The sequence below is a fragment of the Hoeflea sp. EC-HK425 genome, from assembly GCF_902498795.1.
GTDB classification, from domain to species: Bacteria; Pseudomonadota; Alphaproteobacteria; order Rhizobiales; family Rhizobiaceae; genus Hoeflea; species Hoeflea alexandrii.
This window is the reverse complement of the sequence record NZ_LR701572.1, coordinates 807,158-829,893: the sequence shown is the minus strand read 5'-3', so window position 1 is coordinate 829,893 and position 22,736 is coordinate 807,158. Positions and strand designations below refer to the sequence as shown.

The window sequence follows — 22,736 nt, the reverse complement described above, 5'->3', positions numbered from 1 at the left end:
GCGTCAGCCTTTTTTGATCGCAAAGCTCGAAACGTAGTCTTCCGGCGTCGCGGGATCGAAAGTCTTGCCCATGATGACGTGCGACTTGTAGCTCTCCGCCGGGGCGTCGTAGCCGAGATCGGTCATGATCTTCCTCGCATCGGAGGCGAGGTACACCTGCTCGGCCACCGCCTTGTAGTCGATGTCGCCCTCGATATAGCCCCAGCGCTTCATCTGCGTGAGAATCCACACACCCATCGAGTGCCAGGGGAACGGATCGAAGTCGATGCGGTCGGGCACCTGCTTCACTTCGCCCAGCCCATCCGCGTAGGTTCCCGTGAGTACCTGCTCGATGACCTCGACCGGCTGGTTGAGATAATTGGTCGGCGCGATCGCCGCCGAGATCTCTTTCCGGTTGTCGGGATTGGAAGCGTATTGCGTTGCGTCGATGATCGCCTTGAGCAGCGCCCCGTAGGTGTTGGGCAACTCGGTGGCAAACGACAGCGGCGCGGCAAATGCGCAGCAGGGATGGCCTTCCCAGATTTCCTTGGTCAGGATGTGGATGAAGCCGATATTTTCCCAGACGGCACGCTGGTTGAACGGATCCGGCGACAGGTAACCGTCGAGGTTTCCGGCGCGCAGGTTGGCAACCATTTCCGGCGGCGGTACGACACGGATCTGGATGTCGACATCCGGATCGAGGCCGTGCTCGGCGACATAGTAGCGAAGCAGGAAATTGTGCATCGAGTATTCGAACGGCACGCCGAAGGTGAAACCCTTCCACTGCTTCGGATCGCGCTTGTCCTTGTGCTCGTTCGACAGCACGATGGCCTGGCCGTTGATGTTTTCAACCGCGGGCATGATGTAGGGTTCGGCCACCGAGCCGGCGCCGAGCGTCATCGCCAATGGCATCGGGGTCAGCATGTGGCTCGCGTCATATTCGCCGGCCAGCGACTTGTCGCGCGCCACCGCCCATCCGGCGGTCTTGATCACCTGCGCGTTCAGACCGTAGCGCTCATAAAAGCCGAGCGGTTGCGCCATGATGATCGGCGTTGCGCAGGTAATCGGCACAAAGCCGATGTTGAGATCGGTTTTCTCAGGCTTGCCCAAAGTGTCGAGCAATGCCGCCTTGGCCTTGTCCATCGGGAAGATAGACGCAAGAGCGGCGGCAGCCGTCCCTCCCCCGACCAGGCCCATGAAGGACCGGCGGCTGATGTCGGAATGCCCGAAAACAGACCGCACGATGGCGCTTTCGATCGCGCGCTCCATCATCTGTTCGCTCGACTGCAACGTACTCTCTTCGCGAATGCCGGACGCCGGTGCACACGCGGAGCATCCGCACTTGGCGCCGTGCCGCAGATCGGCCTTGCTTGAGAAGGGGTCGTTTAGACTCTTGACTGTCATCGGGGTCTCCTGCGCTAATTCCTGACCCAAGACTAACGGCTCAAACACAGAAGTCCGCAAAAATCGAATTCCCGGGAAAATTTGCAAGACGTTGTTTAAACTGGACTATTAGGCGTCACCCTTGTTCAAAAAATTACGAATTATCGTGAATTACGAAATTTCGTTGATTTTTCATGCTGCAATGCGCAATGTTGCCGGATGACCATCCCGCCGCCCCTTCCGCATAGCCATGTGCATTCGAGCATCCTTCCCTGCATCGCGCTCGACACCTTTAGCGGCCTGATTGTCGCGGCCAACGGTGCTGCCGCCCAGTTGCTTGCCAACGATGACTTGCCCGGCAAGGATTTTGCCAGCTTCCTGGTCGGCCGTTTGCCGGAGCTGATCGTTTTCACCGAAAAGGTCGACCACTACAAAACCAGCTGGACCCGCGATCTGCCGGTTATCAGCTCAGCCGGTCGCGAGATCGACACCGAAATTCACGGCTCCACGGTCAGCCATGGCGGCGCGACCTATCTGGTCATGCAGATCATCGACATGGCCGCCTATGACACCCGCTCGCAGAATGTCTCCACCCACAAACTGCACGCCAGGGGCCTGATGGAGTGGGACCGGGCGCGCGATTTCTTCCGGGAGATGGAAAACGAGAACCGGCTGATCCTCGACGCCGCCGGGGAAGGCATCTACGGCATCAATCTCGAAGGCAAAACCACCTTCGTCAACAATGCCGCGCAGGAGATGCTGGGCTGGACCAAGGAGGATCTGCTTGGCGAGGACATCCACGCCATGATCCACCATCACCATCTCGATGGCCGCAAATACCCCTCGCGGGAATGCCCGATCTACCATTCGTTCCGAAATGAGCAGGTCAACCGGGTCGAAGACGAGGTGTTCTGGCACAAGAATGGCCGCCCCATCCAGGTGGAGTACACCTCGACCCCGATTTACGACCAGCAGGTCTTGGCCGGCGCAGTGGTGATCTTCCGCGATGTTTCGGAGCGGCGCGAGAACGAACGCAAGCTGCGCGCGGCGATGGATCAGATCGACGCCCTGCGCGAACGCCTCGAGCAGGAAAACGAGTATTTGCAGGAAGAAATACGCAATGTCCGCTCCCACTACGACCTGGCCGGATCCTCACCCGCCATCATGCGCACTCTGGCGCAGATCGAACTGGTCGCCAGGACCCAGAGCAATGTGTTGATCACCGGCGAAGGCGGCACAGGCAAATCGCTGATTGCGTCCGCCATCCACAAGTCGAGTTCGCGCGCGCGGCGGCCGATCATCCGCATCAACTGCGCCGGCATCTCTCCCTCGACCTTCGAAAGCGAACTGTTCGGCCACGTCCGCGGCGCCTTCCAGGGCGCTGTCCACGACCGAACCGGCAAGCTGGAAATCGCCAATGGCGGTACTCTCTACCTCGACGAAGTCTCCGAAATCCCGATAGAGCTCCAAGGCAAGATCCTCAAGACCCTGCAGGAACAGACGCTCGAGCGGCTGGGCGACAACCGCATCAGCAAGATCAATGTTCGCGTCATCGCCTCCTCGAGCAAGGATCTCAACGCCTGCATCACGAACGGAACCCTGCGCCAGGATCTCTATTTCTATCTCAATGTGTTTCCGATCGAGTGTCAGCCCCTGCGCGAACGCCTGTCTGACATCCCCGAGCTGACACAGCACTTCCTTACCCTCGCCTGCGAGCGGCTGAACCTGCAGAAACCGACGATCACCAAAGCCAATATCCGCCAGTTGCAGGATTACCACTGGCCCGGCAATGTCAGGGAGCTGCAGAACGTGGTCGAACGCGGTGCCATCCTCTCGCGCGGCGAAAAGCTGATCCTCGATCTGCAAAAGGGCGCGAGCGGACACAGCCGCGCAGAGCATTTGGATATCCTCACCGAGCAACAGATGCAGGATTTGCAGGTCAGCAACATCATCGCCTGCCTGAAGCGCTGCGGTGGGCGCGTTTCAGGCGAAGAGGGCGCCGCGCAATTGATGGGCATCAAGCCCACGACGCTCTATTCCCGGATCAAGAAATACGGCATCGTGCTCGAGGAAAGCGAGTAGAGCTCGGGCCTGCCCGCGTCTGGGTGGCACCCCTCAGCGCATCAGCTTGTCGATCGGGAAGATCGCGCAGGTTTCCGTGCCATGCGCCAGAAGTTTGCCCGAGCTGTCTCTGAGATAGGCCTCCGAAGTGGCAATCGTCTTGCCCCGGTGCACAACCCGCCCCTCGCAGGCCAGTTCACCCATATCCGGCAGGATCGGCCGGGTCAGGTTGAGCTTGAACTCCACCGTCGTGTAGCCCTCGCCTGGCTTGATCATCGTCATCACAGCACAGGCGAGCGCGGAATCCATGATCGTCGCCGCCCATCCGCCGTGAACCGTGCCAAGCGGATTGAGATGGTCGACGCCCGGTGTTCCGGTGAACACGATCAGGCCTTCCTCGACTTTTGTGAGCCAGAAATTGAGCGTCCTGGCCATGGCCGCGCCCGGCAGCCGGCCTTCGAGAATGCCTTTCATCACCGACAGGCCGCCTTCCCTGGCGACTAAATCGAGTGGCACGACGCCGGTAAACTGACCGTTGGCGCGTTGGTTGGTGTCATCGGTCATGAAATCGGTTCCTGAAGTGAGGGGGAAACGCGCGGCTCTTGCGGCATTGCCCGCAAGGCTGCCGCGCAAAAGCTCTCGCGGCTGATCGGCGGCTCGACACCGCGCGGCTCAAATACGTGCCGGCCGAGAAAATAGCCGGTCAGCCTGAAAGCCTGGTCGAGCATATCCGCGCTCGTGCAGGCCTGGGTGCGATCGGGCAGGAAGGCCGGCAGCGCCAGCATCCGGTCAGCCCAGGGGCGGCCGGCTTCGGCGGACACCGCCCGGCCCGATTTGGGCGAGACATAGATGAGATCGGTATGGGCGCCGGTGGCAGCACAGGTGCTCAGATCAAGTCCGAAGCCGAGGTCTTCAAGCACCGCGAGTTCGAACCGGACATAAAGCGCCCCGGCTTCCTGCGGCGTATCCAGGCTGTCGAGAATGATCGCGAACGCATCGTGCAGCCGCGGATGGGAATCGCGCTCCGGCAACAGCCGCAACAAGGCGGCCATCGCCTGCACACCGTGCACGCCGATGGCGCTCTCCATCAGCCGTCCGGCGCGCGCGTTCAACAGTTCGACCTGGTATTGTCCGAGATGCTCGTCGAGCCGGGCGCGCCAGACAAGATCCACCGAATTGCCCGGTTGAAGCACCGGCTGCAGCCGCTTGGAACGCCCGCCGCGCACGATGCCCAGGTGCCGGCCATGCGCCTTGGTCATGACCTCGGCGATAACCGAGGTCTCGCCGTGCTTTCGCAGGCCCAGTATGATGCCCTCGTCTCGCCATTCCATCGCGTGACCTTGCCCGCTTACAGCACCGCGCATCCTCCTGGATGCGCAAAGGCTGCTGCAACTCCTTAAATCGATGCATGTACGTTATCGTTCAAATAAACACATTTGAACGCGACATGCATTAATGCGGAAATTCAAGTCCCATCTCGCGGTATCGCTCGGGATCATTGCCCCAGTTCTCGCGGACCTTGACGAACAGGAACAGGTGCACCTTCTGCTCGAGGATCTCGGAGATTTCCTTGCGCGATGCCTGGCCGATGGCCTTGATGGTCTCTCCCTTGTGGCCAAGCACGATCTTCTTCTGGCTTTCGCGCTCGACATAGATGACCTGCTCGATGCGAACCGAGCCGTCCTTCTTCTCTTCCCAGCTTTCCGTCTCGACATGCGAGGCATAGGGCAGTTCCTGATGCAGCCGCAAAAACAGCTTCTCGCGAGTGATCTCGGCCGCCAGCTGCCGCATCGGCAGGTCGGAGATCTGGTCTTCGGGATAGTACCATGGACCTTCCGGCAGCGTTTTCGCCAGGTAATCCATCAGGTCCTTGCAGCCCGAGCCGTTGAGTGCCGAGATCATAAAGGTCTCGTCAAATCTGGCCTTCTCGTGAATGGCGGCCGTCAGCGCCAAGAGCGTGTCGCGCTTGACCTGGTCGATCTTGTTGATCACCAGGATCGTCCGCCCCTGGCGTTCGGCAAGCGAATCGAGCAGCGCTTCGGCGTCTCCCTTGATCCCGCGCTCGGCGTCTACAAGCACCAGCACCAGGTCGCCATCCTTGGCGCCACCCCAGGCAGTCGTCACCATCGCCCGGTCGAGCCGGCGCTTCGGCGTGAAGATCCCCGGCGTGTCGATGAACACGATCTGGGTCCGGTCGTGAATGGCAATGCCGCGCACGATCGCCCGCGTCGTCTGCACCTTGTGCGAGACGATCGACACCTTGGCGCCGACAAGCTGGTTCATCAGGGTTGATTTTCCCGCATTCGGAGCGCCGATCAGCGCCACGAAGCCGGACCGGGTCGGGCCCTGCGGTTCCGCCGGGCTTACCTCTGTTTCAGGTGTATCATTCATCATCTTTTCCTGCATTTGCCTGCCAGACGCCTTCGCGCTCAAGGAGTGCGGTCGCTGCGGCCTGTTCGGCGGCACGCTTGGAGCGGCTGACGCCGCTGGCGGGCTTGGCCCCTTCAATCTCGACGGTCACTTTGAACACCGGCTCATGGTCGGGGCCGGACCGGTCGGTCACCCGGTAAACCGGGGTCACGCCGTAACGGGCATGGGCCCATTCCTGCAATTCGGTCTTGGCGTCGCGCCGTGCGGCGTCCTCCGCAAAGGCCCGCCCCTTCCAGTGAGCGTGGATGAAATCCCGCGCCGCCTCGAGCCCAGCATCAAGATAGATCGCGGCAATGATGGACTCGACCACATCGGCGCGCACATTCAACATCCGCTTGTCGGTCACCTGCTTCACATCCGCACCGGTGCGGATGAACTCGTGCAATCCAAGCTCGTCGGCCACCTCCCCGCAGGTCTGCGCACTGACAAGCTGGTTGAGACGCACCGACAATTCGCCCTCGCTGGCGTCGCGGAAATGGTCAAACAGCAGTTCAGCCACACACAGGCCGAGCACCCGGTCACCAAGAAACTCCAGCCGCTCGTAGTTTCCGCCCGACGGATTGCGCAGGCTGGAGTGCGTCAACGCCCGCTCGAGCCTGCCCGCATCGGCAAATCTGTGGCCGATGCGTTCCTCGACCCGGGCGACGATGTCCGCTGCTTTCCTGGCCGCGCGTTTCATCGCTGAGCTGATTTGAAGAACCGCTCCAACCTGAGGTCAGTCGGCCATTTCCAGATCTCCAGCGGCGATGCGCCCTCGCCGATCGAGAAGAAGATGATCGTTGCCCGGCCGATGAAGTTCTCAAGTGGCACATAGCCAACCTCGAACCGGCTGTCCTGCGAGTTGTCGCGATTGTCGCCCATCATGAAGTAATGGCCTTCGGGAACCACGAACTCGCGCGTGTTGTCGCCCGGCGAATTCGGCGTCAGATCGAGCGTCGTGTAGCTCACCCCGTTGGGCAGGGTTTCCCGGTAGACCGGCACATCCGTGCTCTGGCTGTAGCGTCCTTCCGGCGTATAGCTGCCGACGAGTTCGCGCTTGACCGCTTCACCATTGATGAAGAGCTGTCCGTCAGTCACCTGGATACGGTCTCCGGGAAGCCCGACGACGCGCTTGATGTAGTCGATCTTGGTGTTGCTGGGCAGGCGGAACACGGCGACATCGCCCCGTTCCGGCTCATTGCTCCAGATCCGGCCGGAGAACAGGTCCGGCGAGAACGGAATCGAGTACTTGGTGTAGCCGTAGGAATATTTCGACACGAACAGATAATCGCCGACCAGCAGCGTTTCCATCATCGACCCCGACGGTATGCTGAACGGCTGGAAGAACAGGGTGCGGATGATCACCGCAAGCAGCAGCGCCTGCACGAGGACCTTGATGTTCTCCCAAAGTCCGCCGGATTGGTCTTTTTTTGTATCTGACACGCGTTGAGTTCCTCAAGATAGGGCGCGGAAGCGCTTTCTCTAGCCGTTTGCATCGTTCCGGGCAACACCGCTTGCCGATGTCGCGCATTGTGCCGCACGCGGCCGGTTCGAAACAGCTCGATTCCGGGAGAAGCGCCGGGTTGACGTCAGTCCCGGCCAAGCGCCTCGATGATCACGAACGCCTGCGCCAGCGGATAGTCATCGGTTATCGTCAGATGAATGGCGCACCTCATGCCGTCAGGCGTCATCTCCTTGAGGCGCTCGGCCGCCCCGCCGGTCAATTGCATGGTGGGCTTGCCGCCCGGCAGGTTCACAACGCCCATGTCCCGCCAGAACACGCCTCTCGACAACCCTGTTCCAAGTGCCTTGGAGCAAGCCTCCTTCGCCGCGAACCTCTTGGCGTAGGAAGCCGCACGCAAGGCCCGGCGATCCGACTTGGCCCGCTCGACATCCGTAAAGCAGCGCCGGATGAAACGATCGCCGTGACGTTCGAGGGTCTTCTCGATCCGCCTGATGTCAATCAGATCACTGCCAATTCCGATGATCACGCCCTGTTTGCCCTGTCCGCCGTTCGCTCGGCTCTTGCCGCAGCCAGTTCACGAAGCCGTGCCTTGGCCCGCGCCGCCAGTCTGGATTTGCGCTGTGTCTGAAACGCCCGCACACCCCAGTAGGTCAGGACATAGATTGCCACGCCGGTGATGACACCGGGCGGGATCGCCCCGATCAGCATCGGCTTGAGCACAGGCTCCCACAATTGACCGACATCAAGGTGACGCAGCAGGGCTTCAAGATTGACGTGCTTCTGGTGGACGCCGGTTTCGACCCCGATCAGCATGTTTCCGACCTTGAGCGTCAGCGCCCAGATGAAGGGAAACGAAAGCGGATTGCCGAAGGCTGTCCCCAATGCAGCGGCCACCATGTTGCCCGCAAGCACGTAGGAGAGCGCGAACGCCAGGATGAAATGAAACCCGAGCAGCGGCGTCCAGGATGCAAACACCCCTGCCGCAACACCAGCCGCGATCGCGTGCGGAGTCGCCGTCAGCCGCAGCACCCGCTTGATGAAATACTGGAACGACCGGCCAAACGATCTCCTCGGCCAGAGCGCGGTGCGCAACCGGTCAAAAAATCCTTCGGGTCTTCGGCGACGAAACAGCATGTCGTGTCCGTATATCGCTCTTTTTGTGTCAGCTCTAAGTCAGCCCGACAACAAATTTTCCAGAACGCCTTTCATCCTTTGTCATTGCCACCAAGCCTGCCAGACAACCGCGAAGAACTGGTAAAGGCCCGCCTGAAAATCCGTCCGGTTTTCCACGCCGCCGCAAGGCTACTGATAAATCCGCTCGACGGTCGATACGGATCCCAGTTCCTTCAATTGCGTGATCAGCTGGTTGAGGTGCTTGAGATCCCAGACCTGCAGATCAATCAGCATCTCGGTAAAGTCCGCCGCAACCCGCACCATGGTCAAATTCTGGATGTTGGTCTCGCTGGTCGCGATCGCCTGCGAAACCTCCGCAAGCGTGCCCGGTGCATTGATCGCAGTGACAAGAATGCGCGCCGGGAACCGGTTCTTGTTGTTCTCGTCGATGTCCCAGCGGATATCGACCCAGCGGTTGGGTTCATCATCGAATTTCGTCAGCTCCGGCGACTGGATCGGGTAGATGGTGATTCCCGCTCCGGTTTCGAGAATGCCGACAATGCGGTCGCCAGGCACCGCGCCGCCGGGCCCGAACTTGACCACCGAATTGTCGTCCATACCGCGAATCGGCATCGCCGCCATGTCGGGATCAGGACCGATCTGCCGCGAAGCCCTCGGTGATTTCTGGGTCTTGCCCAGACCGGGTAGCTTGAAAATGAGCCCGGCGGCGCTGCGCAGATTGAACCAGCCCTCGTCTGCCGGCTTGCGCGGCGATACCCGGGCCTCCTGGTGATTGGGGTAGACCGCGCGGAACACGTCGTCGGACGCCAGTTCGCCGCGACCAACCGCCGTCAGAACATCCTCGACATCCTTGTGCCCGAGCCGGTGCAGGACCGGCTTCAACCCGTCACGCGACAGCGGTTTTCCCGCCCGCGTGAAGGTCCGTTCGAGGATCCGCATGCCGAGCCCGGAATACTGCTTGCGCACGGCGGCCTTGGTGGCCCGCCGGATTGCCGCCCGCGCCTTGCCGGTCACCACGATTTCTTCCCAGGCTGGCGGCGGAACCTGGACGCCGGACCGCAGGATCTCCACCTCGTCGCCATTGGCAAGCCGTGTCACCAGCGGCATGATCCGACCGTTGATCTTGGAGCCGACGCAGGTGTCGCCGATATCGGTATGCACCGCATAGGCGAAGTCGATCGGCGTCGCCCCGCGCGGCAGCGCGATCAGCTGGCCCTTCGGGGTGAAGCAGAACACCTGGTCCTGAAACAGCTCGAGCTTGGTGTGCTCCAGAAAATCCTCGGGGTTGTCGCCGACTGACAATGCCTCGATGGTTTGCCTTAGCCACGAATAGGCCCTGGAATCCTTGGACAGCACGACGGCCTCGTCACCGGTCGTTGCATCCTTGTAGAGCGTGTGCGCCGCCACACCGCGCTCTGCCACATCCTGCATCCGGCGCGTCCGGATCTGCAACTCGACGCGCTGCCGTGACGGACCGACGATGGTCGTGTGGATCGAACGGTAGTCATTCTGCTTCGGTGTTGAGATGTAGTCCTTGAAACGTCCCGGCACCACCGACCAGCGCATGTGCACGATGCCCAGCGCCCGGTAACAGTCCGCCTCGCTGTCGACGATGATGCGGAACCCGAACACATCGGAGAGCTGCTCGAACGACAGCGACTTGGACTGCATCTTGCGAAACACCGAATAGGCCTTCTTCTGCCGGCCCTTGACCTGTGCCGTCATGCCCTGCTGCTTGAACAGCGCCGAAAGCTCGTCCTCGATGGTGTGGATCAGGTCGCGGTTGCGCTCGGACAGCTCCGCCAGCTTGCCCGTGACGGTGTCATAGGCCTCCTGGTTGATGTTCTTGAAGGCAAGTTCTTCAAGCTCCTCGCGCATTTCCTGCATGCCCATGCGTCCAGCCAGCGGGGCATAGATATCCATGGTTTCTTCGGCTATGCGGGCGCGTTTATCCGGCGGCACGTGTTCCAGCGTCCGCATGTTGTGCAGCCGGTCGGCCAGCTTGACCAGAAGCACCCGCACATCATCGGAAATCGCCAGCAGCAGCTTGCGCAGATTCTCCGCCTGCTTGGCCCGCTTGGTGACAAGATCGAGTTTCTTGATCTTTGTCAGCCCTTCCACCAGCCGCCCGATATCCTCGCCGAACAGCTCGTCGATTTCCGCCCGCGTTGCCGAGGTGTCCTCGATCGTGTCATGCAGCAGCGCCACGGCGATGGTGGCTTCATCGAGCCGCATCTCGGTCAGGATCGCAGCAACTTCCAGCGGGTGGGAGATGTAGGGGTCCCCGCTCGCACGCGTCTGCTTGCCATGTTTCTGCATGGCGTAAACGTAAGCCTTGTTCAGCAGGGCCTCGTTGACATCCGGTTTGTATTTTTGCACGCGCTCCACGAGCTCGTACTGACGCATCATCTGATGGGCACTCCAAAACAAGAAAATGCGCCGAATCGAACGACCGGCGCATTGCAAAGCATCAGCTGTCTATCGGCCTCCGGACTCATGGCCTGCCGATTCATGCAAATCGTCAGGCCACGTCCAGACGCTTAATAGTCGTCGCTTTTTTCCGGCGGCACAAGTCCTTCGATGCCAGCGAGCAGCTCTTCTTCCGACATCGAGCCGAAAGAAACGCCCTCGGGCTGATCGTCTTCGGCGACAACCTCTTCCGTCGTCTCTGCAGTCTGCAGGTAACGCTCCGGATCGGGCTCCGGCTCGTCCACTTCGACATGCTTCTGCAGCGAATGAATGAGGTCTTCCTTCAGATCGCCGGGCGAAAGTGTTTCATCTGCGATTTCTCTGAGGGCAACAACAGGGTTCTTGTCGTTATCACGCGAGATCGTGATCTGTCCGCCCTGGGAGATCTGGCGGGCGCGATGGCTGGCAAGCAATACCAGTTCAAAACGATTATCAACCTTGTCGATGCAATCTTCGACTGTGACGCGGGCCATTGCCTGTCCTTTGCAAACTGCTATGGGGGAGTTTGACCATGCGATAAACACATTGTGTGGCTAATTCAAGTCCTTTGCGGCAAAAGCACTTGTTTGACGCCCCGTATATTGCAGTTTACGCAACCGACCTTTGCGTCAGAATCATCGGTCCTTTAGCAGCTATGCATAAGTATCAAGGCGACAACCCTTGAAAAATGGGACCAACCGCAGCATTTGGTTCGGCCTGACGATTTATTGAGTCGTGGAACAGTATGAGAATGGTACTTGTATGGCTTTCAAAAAGTTCGAGATCGATCTAAATTGGTCATGCAGAAGCCAGACTTGCCTTCAGTTGAGACAGAGGGCTTCTTTGAAAGGAAGATCATAAGTGTTTGATCCAAGAGAGAAAATTGCGCTCTTTATTGATGGGGCGAATCTATACGCAGCGTCAAAAAGCCTGAATTTCGATATCGACTACCGGAAGTTGCTCAAGGCTTTTCAATCCCGCGGGTATTTGTTGCGGGCCTACTATTACACCGCTTTGATTGAGGATCAGGAATATTCATCGATCCGCCCATTGATCGACTGGCTCGATTACAATGGGTATAAAGTAGTTACCAAGCCCGCAAAAGAATTTACCGACTCCACCGGCCGTCGGAAAATCAAGGGCAACATGGACATCGAGCTCGCAATCGATGCCATGGAGCAGTCTGACGTAGTCGACCACTTGGTAATTTTCTCCGGTGACGGCGATTTCACGTCCTTGGTCGAGGCCTTGCAGCGCAAGGGCCGCAAGGTGACAGTCGTCTCCTCGCTTTCCTCCCAGCCGCCAATGATCGCCGATGACCTTCGCAGGCAGGCTGACTACTTCATCGACCTGACCAGCCTGAAATCGGAAATCGGCCGAGAGCCGTCAGAACGTCCGCAGCGATCCTACGCGCCGGCGGAGGAAGAGGAAGAATTCGAGGATTGACCCGGAAGTGGCTGTGTCCGGCCACATGGCCCGACCGAACGAGCCTGATCCCGATTGCAGCCTTTGTCCGCGGCTGCACGATTTTGCACTCAAGAACCGCGACCGGTTTCCCGACTGGCACAATGCTCCGGTCGAAACATGGTATCCCCCGGAAGGGTCATCCGCGGTTGAGTTGCTGATTGTAGGCCTGGCGCCCGGCCTGCGTGGCGCCAACCGTACCGGCGTTCCCTTTGTAGGCGATGATTCAGGCGCTCTCCTGCATGAAACACTGGCCAGGCACGGACTGGCCGAAAACGATGCAACGCCTGCTTCCGCGGACCAGCCGAGACTGAAGGGCATTGCAATCACCAACGCGGTTCGGTGTGTTCCACCTGAAAACAAGCCGGTCGGGGCGGAAATCAACACCTGCCGGAGATTTCTCACGGCCGCAATCGAAGCCATGCCGCGGCTCAAGGTCATCATCACGCTTGGCAGGATTTCACACGACAGCACCATTCGCGCGCTCGGCGGCAAACCGGCTCACCATCCCTTCAGTCATGGCGCCAAAACAGCAATGGGCAATATGTGCATCATTTCGAGCTACCATTGCTCACGCTACAACACCAACACCGGTCGCCTGACGGTGGAAATGTTTGATGCAGTCTTCGAAAGCGCGGTCAGATGGCTGGACTGACTCCGGACGTCAGCCTGGCGGGTGCAAGCCCTAGCCGCGATCGCGCAACAGCCTGGATTTGTCCCGGTTCCAGTCACGCTCCTTCTGGGTCTGGCGCTTGTCGTGCAGTTTCTTGCCACGTGCCAGCGCCAGCAGAAGCTTGGCCCTGCCCTTGTCATTGAAGTAGATCTTGAGCGGAACCAGGGTCATCCCGTCACGCTGAACGCCCTGCGCCAGCCGCGCGATTTCGCGCGCCTTGAGCAGGATCTTGCGCCGCCGCCGGGGCTCATGGTTGAAACGGTTGGCCTGCAGATATTCGGGCACGTAGGAATTGATCAGCCACATCTCGCCGCCTTCCTCATTGGCGTAGGATTCGGCGATGTTTGCCTTGCCTTCCCGAAGCGACTTCACCTCGGTGCCGGCCAAAACCAGGCCAGCCTCGATCGTGTCGACAATCTCGTAGTTGAACCGAGCCTTGCGGTTTTCAGCCACGACCTTTCCGTGCTGGGATTTGTCGTCCTTCCTGGGAGCCATGATCAGCCCGCCACGCCCGCCTGAGCAAGCGCCGCGTCAAGCAGGGCCGCGGTACCCGGCTCTACCGGAGTGAGCGGCGAGCGCACGACATTCTTGATCAGGCCCATCTTGGCCAGGCAATACTTCGTCCCAGCCACACCGGGCTCGTGGAAGATCGCCTTGTGAAGCGGCATCAGCCGGTCAAGCAGCGTCAGCGCCGTGGCATAGTCGCCGCGCAGGGTTGCCTCCTGAAACTCGACACATTGCCGGGGCGCCACATTGGCCGTCACCGAGATGCAGCCAACACCGCCATGCGCATTGAAGCCGAGCGCGGTCGGATCCTCACCGGACAATTGCACGAAATCCTTGCCACAGGCCATCCGCTGCTCCGGCACGCGGGCGAGGTTCCCCGTCGCGTCCTTGACGCCGACAATGTTGAAGAAGTCACGGGCAAGCGCCGCCATCGTCTCCACCGACATGTCGATCACCGAGCGCGGCGGTATGTTGTAGATGATGATCGGCAGCGTGATTGCCTCGGCCACGGCCTTGAAATGCTGATAGAGCCCCTTCTGCGTCGGCTTGTTGTAGTAGGGCGTCACGACCAGCACGGCATCGGCACCAGCCTTCTCGGCATGAACGGCAAGTTCGATCGATTCCGCCGTGTTGTTCGATCCGGCGCCGGCGATCACCGGAACCCGGCCCGCGGCAACCTCGACGCACAGTTCGACAACGCGCTTGTGCTCGGCATGCGTCAGCGTCGGGGATTCGCCGGTGGTGCCGACTGGAACCAGACCACCGCTTCCAGCCTTGATCATGCGCTCGACATGGCGCGCAAAGCCATCCTCATCCACCGCGCCATCCTCGGTGAAAGGGGTAATGAGGGCCGGAAGGGAACCCTTGAACATGCTGCTCTCCAAATACTGTACTTCGCGCCCCTAGGCGCTTTCACTCACCTGTACCGCAGGCGATACAGGAAATAACGGCAGCCGAAAAGCCTTGCGCAGGCTCTGGCAGCGCTTTTGCGCCGATTGACGTCACCTGAACGGGCGGTTCGCTGGTCTGGCCGCAGATTACCCGCAATTGTGTCCGAACATCGCATTCGAACGAAGATTATAAGCTTTTCTTAATCCTTGTTTCACCGGGTTTTTGCTAGAGACGGTCAAGGGTGGGAAAAACAGACCGGCAACCGGGAAGCCACGGGTGGTGACCGGATGGCGGAAACGTCAATGCGCACAGAAGGTGATGATGTCAAAAATCGCTCTCGCTACCCTGACTGTACTGACCTGTATCCTGGCAACCGCCAGCGGGGCTGCGCCCCTGCCCTCCGGATCGATTCCCTTGCCTACCCCGCGGCCCCAGGCCGAGGCTCCCGGCGTTCAAGCACCTGCCGCTCCGGTAACGCCCGTCATGAACGCGCTCGGCTCCGGCCTCGAAGCGCTCAGTGACGGAAACGCAAGCCTTGCCCGTCAGATCCGCGACATGCTTCCGCGCGCGACGCTCGACCGGCACATCCTGACCTGGGCGATCGCCCTCTCCGGGCTCGAAGATGTTCCTTCCGGCGAAATCTCGGAAGCAGCGGTCGAATTGAAAGGCTGGCCGGGTCTCAATGCTTTGCCGCGCCTGCTCGAAAACGCTCTTTTCCACGAGGATCCGCCGGCTCAGAAGGTGCTCTCGGTCTTTGCCGGCAGGCAGCCCGAAACCGCCAGAGGCGCGATCATACTGATCAGGGCACTGGTAGCCACGGGCGACACCAAACGTGCCCGCGCCATTGCTTCGGAATTCTGGCGCAAGGTCAGCATGAACGACCGCGATGCCGGCCTTTTCCTTTCCGAGTTCGACAGCCTGTTGACCAAGGCCGATCATTTCCGCCGGATGGAAATGCTGCTTTATCGCGATCAGGTCAGCGACGCCGGCAAATTGTCGTCAAGGGCTGAAGCCCAGTCGCTCTACCGGGCCTGGGCCGCTGTGATACGAACGCCAACAAAGGCCGCCGGCGCCATCAAGGCAGTCGACCGCTCCTGGCACCAGACGCCGGCATATCTGTATCTGCGCATTCGCCACCTTCGCGAGCTTGAGAAAAACAAGGAAGCAGCCGCGCTTCTGGCCAAAATGCCGCGCGACCGCGCAGCCCTTGTTGATCCGGATGAATGGTGGGTGGAAGCCCGCATCGTCAGCCGTGGCCTTTATGAGGACGGCGATCCGAAAGGAGCCTACGGGCTGGCTGCCGCCCATCTCGCACAAAGTCCCGAAGACGTGGCCGAAGCCGAGTTCCATGCCGGCTGGTATGCGCTCAGGGGTCTGGGCGACGCAAAGACCGCTGCCAGGCATTTTGCCGCGATCCTGTCGGTCGCAAGCGGCCAGATCTCGACCGCCCGGGCCCATTACTGGCTCGGTCGCGCCGCAGACGCAGGTGCCGGCGGCAAGGCATCGGACCACTACGCAAGAGCCGCGAACCATCCCTCGACCTTCTACGGGCAGCTCGCCAGCGCAAAACTGGGACGCAAGAAACTGAACATTGCCTACCCGTCCCCCTCGGCCAGCGACCGGAACCGGTTTGCAGCCCGTGAAGCCGTCCAGGCCATCAGCAAACTCGAAAGCGCGGGCGCCGAATGGCGTGCCGACACGCTCTACCGGGCGCTGGCCGCCGAACTTGAAAGTCCCGGAGAGCTGGCCATTCTGGCGGCCATGGCAGAAAGGCGGGGCGACCATCAACTGTCGTTGCAGGTCGGCAAGATCGCCTGGAACAGAGGGCTGGATGTGGCTGCCCTCGCCTACCCGCTGGGTGCCGTGCCAAGTGCCGCCAACATAGACGGGTCCGGCAAGGCGCTCGCCTATTCGATTGCGCGCCAGGAAAGCGCCTTCAACAAGGCGGCGATCTCGCCCGCCAATGCCCGCGGCCTGTTGCAGATCCTTCCAGGGACAGCCAAGGGTGTCGCGGCACGTCATGGTCTCGCCTATTCGAAGCAGCGCCTGACCACCGATGCCGGCTACAATGCCACGCTTGGCGCGCACTTCCTCGGCGAACAGATTTCCGATTTCGGCGGTTCCTACATTCTCACCTTCATCGCCTACAATGCCGGTCCGAGCCGCGTCCCGCAGTGGATCAATCGTTTTGGCGATCCACGCGGCCAGCCACTTGATGAAGTGATCGACTGGATCGAGCTCATTCCGTTCACGGAGACCCGTCATTACGTTCAGCGGGTGATGGAGAACTATCAGATCTACAAGGCCCGACTGGGCCAACCGGCCGACATTGAAAACGATCTGAGGTTCGGCCGCAGATGAAGTCTGTCCCATCCGGCTCGAAATGGGCTATAGGCTTGCTCGTGAAGAGAAAGCGACAGGAGCAGGATTGGCCATGACGAACGGAGCATCTGGCGGCACCAGCAAACTGAACACGGGCAAACAGGACACCGGTACCTGGGAAAGCGTGTTCTATTCCGCAAGTGACGGACTGAGGCTGCATGCGGCTGATTACGGCCGCCACAATCCCGCAACCCGTGACCGCTTGCCGGTGGTGTGCCTGCCAGGGCTGACCCGCAACACCCGCGATTTTGACGATCTGGCGAAAATCCTGTCGACCGATCCCAAGGCGCCTCGGCGCGTGGTCAGTTTTGACTACCGCGGCCGTGGCGGCTCGGCATGGGACAAGGACCCTTCGCGTTACACCATCACGGTAGAGGCCGAGGATGTGCTCAGCGGCATGGCGGCGCTCGGCCTCGAGCATGCGATCTTTATCGGCACCTCGCGCGGCGGGTTGATCATGCACGTGCTGGCGGCGACCAGGCCGGGGGTCATGGCGGCGGGCGTGCTCAACGACATCGGGCCGGTGATCGAGGGCGCGGGGCTGGCCCAGATCAAGGCCTATCTGTCGCGCATGCCCAGGCCCAAATCATGGGAGGACGCCGCACAGATCCTGGCTGACGCCCATTCCAAGAGCTTTCCGGCTCTCACCGGCCCGGACTGGTCCGACTTCGCGCGCGCCGTGTACGTGGAGAAAGACGGTAAACTGATTGCCGATTACGATCCCGCCCTGGTCGACGGACTGAAGGGCGTCGACCTCAGCACGCCGTTACCTACGCTGTGGCCCCAGTTCGAAGGCCTGGGCGGAATGCCGCTGATGGCCCTGCGCGGCGAGCACTCGACACTGCTCTCCGAAGAGACGCTGATCGAGATGAAAAACCGGGTTCCCTCACTTGAGACGGTCACGGTTGCCGGTCATGGCCATGCCCCCATCCTGCATCTTGAAGGTATTCCGGGGATTCTCGCGAAATTCTTTGCTTCGGTCGACAAGCAACGGCGGCACTGAAACCAGCCCGAGAGCGGCCTCCCGCATGGAAAGCTCGGTATTTCGAAACCAGCCCGATGCTTCCCTTGGGCGTTCGCAGCTACTTTTGACCGCCCCCCCTGAGCTTGCCTTTCGAACTCGCCACCTCGCCCTTGGCAACCCGCTTGGAGAATTCGGTCTTTTCGCCCTTGGCCAGCACCTTGGCCTGGCGCACCCACTCTTCGCGCTCGATACGCCCGGAAAACGACAATTGCTCAGCGAACTCGGCCTGCTCCTTCTTGGTCCAGACTGCTATCTGGGCGAAGCGGGTGATCCCTGCAGCCTGCAGCTTGGTTTCGATTGCCGGACCGATCCCCTTGATAAGTTTGAGATTGTCGGGCGTGTCTGGAACGGCGGAGCCGGCCTTGGCGGATGGCTTGGCTCTCGCCGGGGCATCGCTTCCCGCCTTGCCGGCTTTCGAAGCCTTTGCCTTGGCCTTCGCCGGCTTGCTCTCTGTGGCATCACCTTTCCGGGTACGCTTGCCGGTCGCCGGCTTTGTCGTTGCAGGCTTCGCAGTCCTGGCTCGGGCGGGCTGCTTGGTCGGAGCCGATTGGCCCTCGGGCTTCGGCTCTTGAGCCGGTGCCGGCGGTGCGGCGACAGTCTCCGGATCGGAGGTCAATGCGGTGGCCGGTTGAGGCGTGGTTGCCGGCTCGTAATGCGGCCTCGGCGCAGCAAGCTCACTTGCGGTCGAGGTCTTCGCGGCGCCTTCATGCGTCACCGCGGCCGCGGCACCCGAATGACGCGGATGAACCGCCATCCGGCCCTTGAGCCAGCATCCGAACAGGCATCCCAGGCCAAACGCAACGGCGATGAGCAACACGCTCTGGACGATAAACATGGTCATTTCTCCTCCTCCCAGGTGGCAGTGAAATCAGGCTTCAGCCCCGCGGACGCCCGCAGGTCTTCCACCCGACCAGTCCGCCGACAAGAAACGCCAGCAACAACCAGAACCAAAGATGCGCAATCATGTACCACATTTGTCTCTCCCCGGGCCCGCAGCCCTTTGACCGGACCGGCTACCTCATGACTTGAAACTCGATCCGGCGGTTTGCCGCCTTGCCTTGTACGGTTTCGTTCTCCCGCACCGGGCGACTTTCCCCATGGCCGACAGCCACCAGCCTTTTGGCATCAACGCCCGCCGCAGTCAGATAATCCGCCACCGCATCGGCACGACGCTCCGACAGCGCGAGATTGTCCGCTTCCGAGCCATCCGAGTCGGTATGGCCGGATATTTCCATCCGGACGTCGCCGCATTGTTGCACAGTTGCCGCAATACGATCGAGAAAACCGAAGGAATGAGACTCGATGCCCGCATCGCCGGTTTGAAACGACACCGTATTTGATCCCGCCAGGGAGTCGAGTTGCTGCTGGCAGTCCGCCGGAACCAACACCGTCTCCGGGATTTCCGCCCTCGACAACGAGCCAGTGCCGGAAAATCCCTCGGGCAAGCCCTCTTCAATCAGGCGTCTTGTCTCACGTAGCGCAACCCCGCTCAGTGCGCTTCCCTGGACAGAGAGGTTCCGATCCTTCAGCACCGCCTCCGATTGCTCAAGTCTGCTGAGCGCCTGAAGCGCAATCAGCGCCGCTTGCCCGAACCCGTCCGGCGCGCCGGGCAACAACTCCATCCTGTCACGGATCTCGATCGTACCGACTTTCAACCGTGCGGCACTCAGAATAGCATCATGAACGGCCTGATCGGGCACCTGACCATCAAGTTCGAGTTGCTGCCGCGTCAGCCGCGCGGACCATTCATAGGGTTGTCCTTGAGCCATTCCGATATCGGCTGTCCCGAGCTTAACCCCGTCAGGCAACCGGTTTCCCAGGATGTCCTGAATGTTTCTGAAGGCTGCAGCGTCCCGCGCCTCACCCGATACATCCAGGGTCGCATCCGTCAGCGTGACCGTACCCTGGCTCATCGCAGCGAGTAGCGACAACCCGGTCTCGGTGGCTTCCAGCCAATCGACGAGTTGAGGTACGCCGGATGCGAACCGCATCCCGTCTTCCGTCTCTGCACCAGCGCCGATTTCCCCGGCTCGGGAGAGTATCGCGGAGCGAACCGCGGAATCAGGAATGTAGCCGGAGATGGTCAACCGATCCTCGTTCCGCGCCGCAGCCCATGTGTAGGACCCGGAAACCGCGGCAGGCGTGATGTCGATCGCACTGACGCTTCCTGCCGAGGGGGGAATCCCGGCAAGTGCCGCCAGGGCAAGCTCGTGGTCGTCGGGATCAAGAGCCTGACCGCTGACCCTCATGCTCCGGTCGCTGATCTCGACGGAACCCGTCGAAAAACGCGGGAAGACCGACAACCCGTAAGCCGCCAGGCTGGCAAGACCCACAGGCGCCCCGCGTGCCAGTTTGATCTGGTCAGACAGCGCGATCCCCGGGAGCAAGCCGGTCAGCGACGAAATGATTTCTGCACGCACCGTTTCATTGGGTACGAAACCACCCAGCACGATGCCGTTTCGGGTTTTCTCGGCTGAAAAACGATAGGGCGCCTCCTCGGGCAGCAGCACCGAGGCATCTGTTACACGCCTGACGCCCGAGATGCTCCGCGCAACACTCAGCGCACGGTCCCTGTCTTCTTCATCCGGTGCCAGCCCGGTCAGCGTCAGGTCGCGGCCCTTGAGCGTCACCTGGGCCCAGCCGTCTTCGCCGCGCAGCGCAGCGAGTGCCCTTGCCTTGAGTTCCGTCTCGACAACACCGGCCGTGAACCACACCGCCAATGCGGCAAGAAAGGCAACGGCGGCCACACCGGGCCAGAACCAGAGTCTGACGTTTCGCATGAGATCTCCGCCACGCAATTTGTGGCGGCAAGCCTATCACCCCTGCCCGACCAAGACCAAGCCCAAAGCGGCATTGCCCCGGTGGAGGCGGCACCCGCACCCGCAGGTCAGCTGCAAAAACGAAAAAACCCGGCAGCCAAAGCTGCCGGGTTCCATCAGATCAAACCGAGGTTTGATTAGAACGAACGACGTACCCAGACGAAGCCCGATGCAGTCGTGGTGTTCACGTTAGCATTGGACTTGTTCCAGCCGTAGTTACCTTCAAGACGAACGTTGAAGTTGGTAACCGGAGTCCACGACAGAGCACCTTCGACGAGGTGAGCGGTCTTGGTGGTACCACCGTTGGCGGCCGAGAAGCCGTCAAAGTACTGGTAGCCGAGAGTCGCGTTGACGGTTTCGGTGACGTCCTGGGTGTAGCCAAGACCTGCGGACCAGTTGGCGGTTTCGCCAGCTGCACCACCAGGAAGACCAACGCCATAACGGTTGCCGACCTTGTTGTTGTAGAACATGCCGACGCGGAGCGAACCGCCGGTTGCTGCAACAGCAACTTCGACAAGGCCCTTGACGCCGACTGCCTTGGCAGATTCGTCGTAGGCGATGCGCACGTCAGCGCCGCCCCAACCCTGGGTCATGCCGAGAACGCCGACGACGTCCGGAGCCCAGTCACCGCGTGCAGCGCTGGTAGCTGCGCCGGGGACCAGATCGTTTTCGAGAACCAGAGCAGCGTAGAAGGCGCCCGCGTCGTAGCGGTAACCGATCTGCTGGGTCTGCTGGTAAGCGTAGATGCCGCCGTTATCCGTCTGGATGATGCCGAAGTTGCCGACGCCGCCGCCCCACAGAGCTGCGAATGCCGATTCGGTGTAACCCATGAACAGGCCGCCGAGCTGCAGCATTGCCTGGTCCTGAACAACGTTTGCGTCGCCGTTAACGCCGCCCGAGTTGGACTGGAAGCGGATGTAGCCGCGCAGGGTGCCGAGTTCAGTTTCCGAGCGAGCGTCAAAGTTGAGGCGTGCGCGGGTGTTCTGCTGGTATTCCGAAGTGCCCTTGCTTGCAGTAACGCGGAAGCGGACATAACCGTCGATCTTCAGGCAGGTTTCGGTGCCCGGGATGTAGAAGAAGCCGGTGCCGAAAGCGTCGCAAACGCGGACGTATTCAACGGGCTCAGGCTCAGCTGCAACGATAGCGTCTGCAGCGCGTGCGCCGGATACAGCAACGAGAGCTGCTGCGGAGCCGATGAGAAGGCTCTTAATGTTCATTTCTGACCTCCAGTCAAAAGTTAATGGTCTGGGTTGTCGCTGAAGGACAGTATTCTCTGTCCCATCCCCACAATGGAAGAAGTCAAGCGGGTTACCGCCGTGCCTTCGAGAGTGAACATACTCACCGGGGCTGAGTGCGCAACGCTGATCGCATCCACCGGAGGACCGTTCGCATGCCTTCACGGAACCCTGTTGCACAAATGACACGAAATCATCGCTGCGCCAGCCATTTGTTTACCCTTCATTAGGATATCCGGGGCGTTCACAGGCCATCCGGGATCGTTCTGCCCGCACGGGCTGGCCAGACTTGCCTTGATTCACGGCGATTCTCGCCGGCTTTGGCAGGCCTTGACGACGAATCGAGGTTGAACCGATTCAGCCGCCGCAAACCGAACCGGTGAATCCGCTGCCCCGAACATCCATTTTTGGCCGTCGGATATGTTGCTTTATATATAGCCGACCCAAGAGCGTGAATTTCGGACGCCCGGCAGGAGCAACCCCGCCCTGACCTGGACTGGCCTGGACTGACCTGGCCTGACCTGGCCTGGACCGGTCAATTGGACGGGTTCATCGGATCAGGGTGACAGATGGGGTAACGGATCGGTGTTCACGCATCAGTCTTTGATGGTCTTTCCTCGCCAAAAGCACCGAGGTTGAATCAGGTCATTCGGAGAAATTACACCAGCGCAGCCGTGGACGTTGACAATGATGCAGTCCGGCCTGAATTGCGGTTGATTACGCAGCCACGCTGGGGTAACAGACCTCTCGACGGAGAGGTGGCCGAGTGGTCGAAGGCGCTCCCCTGCTAAGGGAGTATACCCGGAAGGGTATCGAGGGTTCGAATCCCTTCCTCTCCGCCAGTCTTGTTTGCGCTTTGCCG

At 60.6% G+C, this 22,736-nt stretch carries 20 protein-coding genes and 1 tRNA gene; 6 read left to right on the top strand and 15 right to left on the bottom strand.

The window, feature by feature from the left end; all coding sequences use genetic code 11:
* Positions 1–3: 3 nt before the first annotated feature.
* Positions 4–1,251 (bottom strand): CmpA/NrtA family ABC transporter substrate-binding protein, encoded by a 1,248-nt coding sequence (locus SPHINGO391_RS06690; RefSeq protein WP_244615376.1) that lies wholly within the window; start codon positions 1,249–1,251, stop codon positions 4–6.
* 363 nt (positions 1,252–1,614) lie between these two features.
* Here SPHINGO391_RS06690 and SPHINGO391_RS06685 point away from each other — a divergent pair, with 363 nt between their 5' ends.
* Positions 1,615–3,444 (top strand): sigma 54-interacting transcriptional regulator, encoded by a 1,830-nt coding sequence (locus tag SPHINGO391_RS06685; RefSeq protein ID WP_244615132.1) that lies wholly within the window; start codon positions 1,615–1,617, stop codon positions 3,442–3,444.
* Positions 3,445–3,477: 33 nt separating this feature from the next.
* On the opposite strand, the gene SPHINGO391_RS06680 is transcribed toward SPHINGO391_RS06685, so the two are convergent.
* From SPHINGO391_RS06680 to rpoZ, 9 genes are all read right to left on the bottom strand, one after another.
* On the bottom strand, positions 3,478–3,987 hold the full coding sequence (locus SPHINGO391_RS06680) for a PaaI family thioesterase (protein ID WP_152008093.1): 510 nt from the start codon (positions 3,985–3,987) through the stop codon (positions 3,478–3,480).
* On the bottom strand, positions 3,984–4,754 hold the full coding sequence (recO, locus tag SPHINGO391_RS06675) for a DNA repair protein RecO (protein ID WP_152008092.1): 771 nt from the start codon (positions 4,752–4,754) through the stop codon (positions 3,984–3,986). The genes SPHINGO391_RS06680 and recO overlap by 4 nt, the downstream gene beginning before the upstream one ends.
* Positions 4,755–4,875: 121 nt before the next feature.
* Entirely contained in the window at positions 4,876–5,814 is a 939-nt protein-coding gene (era, locus tag SPHINGO391_RS06670; protein WP_152008091.1) for a GTPase Era, read from the bottom strand.
* The gene (rnc, locus tag SPHINGO391_RS06665; RefSeq protein ID WP_152008090.1) at positions 5,807–6,532 is read right to left on the bottom strand and encodes a ribonuclease III; all 726 of its coding nucleotides are present in this window, start codon (positions 6,530–6,532) and stop codon (positions 5,807–5,809) included. The genes era and rnc overlap by 8 nt, the downstream gene beginning before the upstream one ends.
* Positions 6,529–7,275, bottom strand: a complete 747-nt coding sequence (gene lepB, locus SPHINGO391_RS06660) for a signal peptidase I (RefSeq protein WP_152008089.1) — start codon at positions 7,273–7,275, stop codon at positions 6,529–6,531. Before lepB ends, rnc begins: the two co-directional genes overlap by 4 nt.
* A gap of 146 nt (positions 7,276–7,421) precedes the next feature.
* A complete protein-coding gene (gene acpS, locus SPHINGO391_RS06655; RefSeq protein ID WP_152008088.1) occupies positions 7,422–7,823 on the bottom strand; it encodes a holo-ACP synthase in 402 nt (133 codons plus the stop codon).
* Positions 7,820–8,431 (bottom strand): DUF2062 domain-containing protein, encoded by a 612-nt coding sequence (locus SPHINGO391_RS06650; RefSeq protein WP_152008087.1) that lies wholly within the window; start codon positions 8,429–8,431, stop codon positions 7,820–7,822. The genes acpS and SPHINGO391_RS06650 overlap by 4 nt, the downstream gene beginning before the upstream one ends.
* Positions 8,432–8,599: 168 nt before the next feature.
* Positions 8,600–10,840, bottom strand: coding sequence for a bifunctional (p)ppGpp synthetase/guanosine-3',5'-bis(diphosphate) 3'-pyrophosphohydrolase (locus SPHINGO391_RS06645; protein WP_152008086.1), 2,241 nt, complete (start codon positions 10,838–10,840; stop codon positions 8,600–8,602).
* Positions 10,841–10,971: 131 nt separating this feature from the next.
* On the bottom strand, positions 10,972–11,373 hold the full coding sequence (gene rpoZ, locus SPHINGO391_RS06640) for a DNA-directed RNA polymerase subunit omega (protein WP_152008085.1): 402 nt from the start codon (positions 11,371–11,373) through the stop codon (positions 10,972–10,974).
* 367 nt (positions 11,374–11,740) lie between these two features.
* Here rpoZ and SPHINGO391_RS06635 point away from each other — a divergent pair, with 367 nt between their 5' ends.
* Both SPHINGO391_RS06635 and SPHINGO391_RS06630 read left to right on the top strand, forming a co-directional pair.
* On the top strand, positions 11,741–12,325 hold the full coding sequence (locus tag SPHINGO391_RS06635) for an NYN domain-containing protein (RefSeq protein WP_152008084.1): 585 nt from the start codon (positions 11,741–11,743) through the stop codon (positions 12,323–12,325).
* Positions 12,326–12,350: 25 nt separating this feature from the next.
* A complete protein-coding gene (locus SPHINGO391_RS06630; RefSeq protein ID WP_152011457.1) occupies positions 12,351–12,998 on the top strand; it encodes a uracil-DNA glycosylase in 648 nt (215 codons plus the stop codon).
* A gap of 30 nt (positions 12,999–13,028) precedes the next feature.
* Here the strand turns inward: SPHINGO391_RS06630 and smpB are convergent, their stop codons facing one another.
* Both smpB and dapA read right to left on the bottom strand, forming a co-directional pair.
* A complete protein-coding gene (gene smpB / locus SPHINGO391_RS06625; protein WP_152008083.1) occupies positions 13,029–13,511 on the bottom strand; it encodes an SsrA-binding protein SmpB in 483 nt (160 codons plus the stop codon).
* Positions 13,512–13,513: 2 nt separating this feature from the next.
* Complete coding sequence (gene dapA / locus SPHINGO391_RS06620; RefSeq protein WP_152008082.1) at positions 13,514–14,395, bottom strand: 4-hydroxy-tetrahydrodipicolinate synthase; 882 nt, start codon at positions 14,393–14,395, stop codon at positions 13,514–13,516.
* Between the two features lie 337 nt (positions 14,396–14,732).
* Between dapA and SPHINGO391_RS06615 the strand changes: the two genes are divergently transcribed.
* Together SPHINGO391_RS06615 and SPHINGO391_RS06610 are read left to right on the top strand one after the other, a co-directional pair.
* Positions 14,733–16,775, top strand: a complete 2,043-nt coding sequence (locus SPHINGO391_RS06615; RefSeq protein ID WP_152008081.1) for a lytic transglycosylase domain-containing protein — start codon at positions 14,733–14,735, stop codon at positions 16,773–16,775.
* Between the two features lie 73 nt (positions 16,776–16,848).
* Positions 16,849–17,799 carry an alpha/beta hydrolase gene (locus SPHINGO391_RS06610; RefSeq protein WP_152008080.1) on the top strand — a complete coding sequence of 317 codons (951 nt, stop codon included), beginning with the start codon at positions 16,849–16,851 and terminating at the stop codon, positions 17,797–17,799.
* A 79-nt stretch (positions 17,800–17,878) separates the two neighbouring features.
* Here the strand turns inward: SPHINGO391_RS06610 and SPHINGO391_RS06605 are convergent, their stop codons facing one another.
* From SPHINGO391_RS06605 to SPHINGO391_RS06595, 3 genes are all read right to left on the bottom strand, one after another.
* The gene (locus tag SPHINGO391_RS06605; RefSeq protein WP_152008079.1) at positions 17,879–18,661 is read right to left on the bottom strand and encodes a hypothetical protein; all 783 of its coding nucleotides are present in this window, start codon (positions 18,659–18,661) and stop codon (positions 17,879–17,881) included.
* Positions 18,662–18,833: 172 nt separating this feature from the next.
* Entirely contained in the window at positions 18,834–20,600 is a 1,767-nt protein-coding gene (locus SPHINGO391_RS06600; protein WP_152008078.1) for an OmpA family protein, read from the bottom strand.
* Positions 20,601–20,776: 176 nt separating this feature from the next.
* A complete protein-coding gene (locus SPHINGO391_RS06595; RefSeq protein ID WP_152008077.1) occupies positions 20,777–21,856 on the bottom strand; it encodes a porin in 1,080 nt (359 codons plus the stop codon).
* Positions 21,857–22,626: 770 nt separating this feature from the next.
* Between SPHINGO391_RS06595 and SPHINGO391_RS06590 the strand changes: the two genes are divergently transcribed.
* Positions 22,627–22,716, top strand: a tRNA-Ser gene (locus SPHINGO391_RS06590).
* The last annotated feature ends 20 nt before the right edge of the window (positions 22,717–22,736 follow it).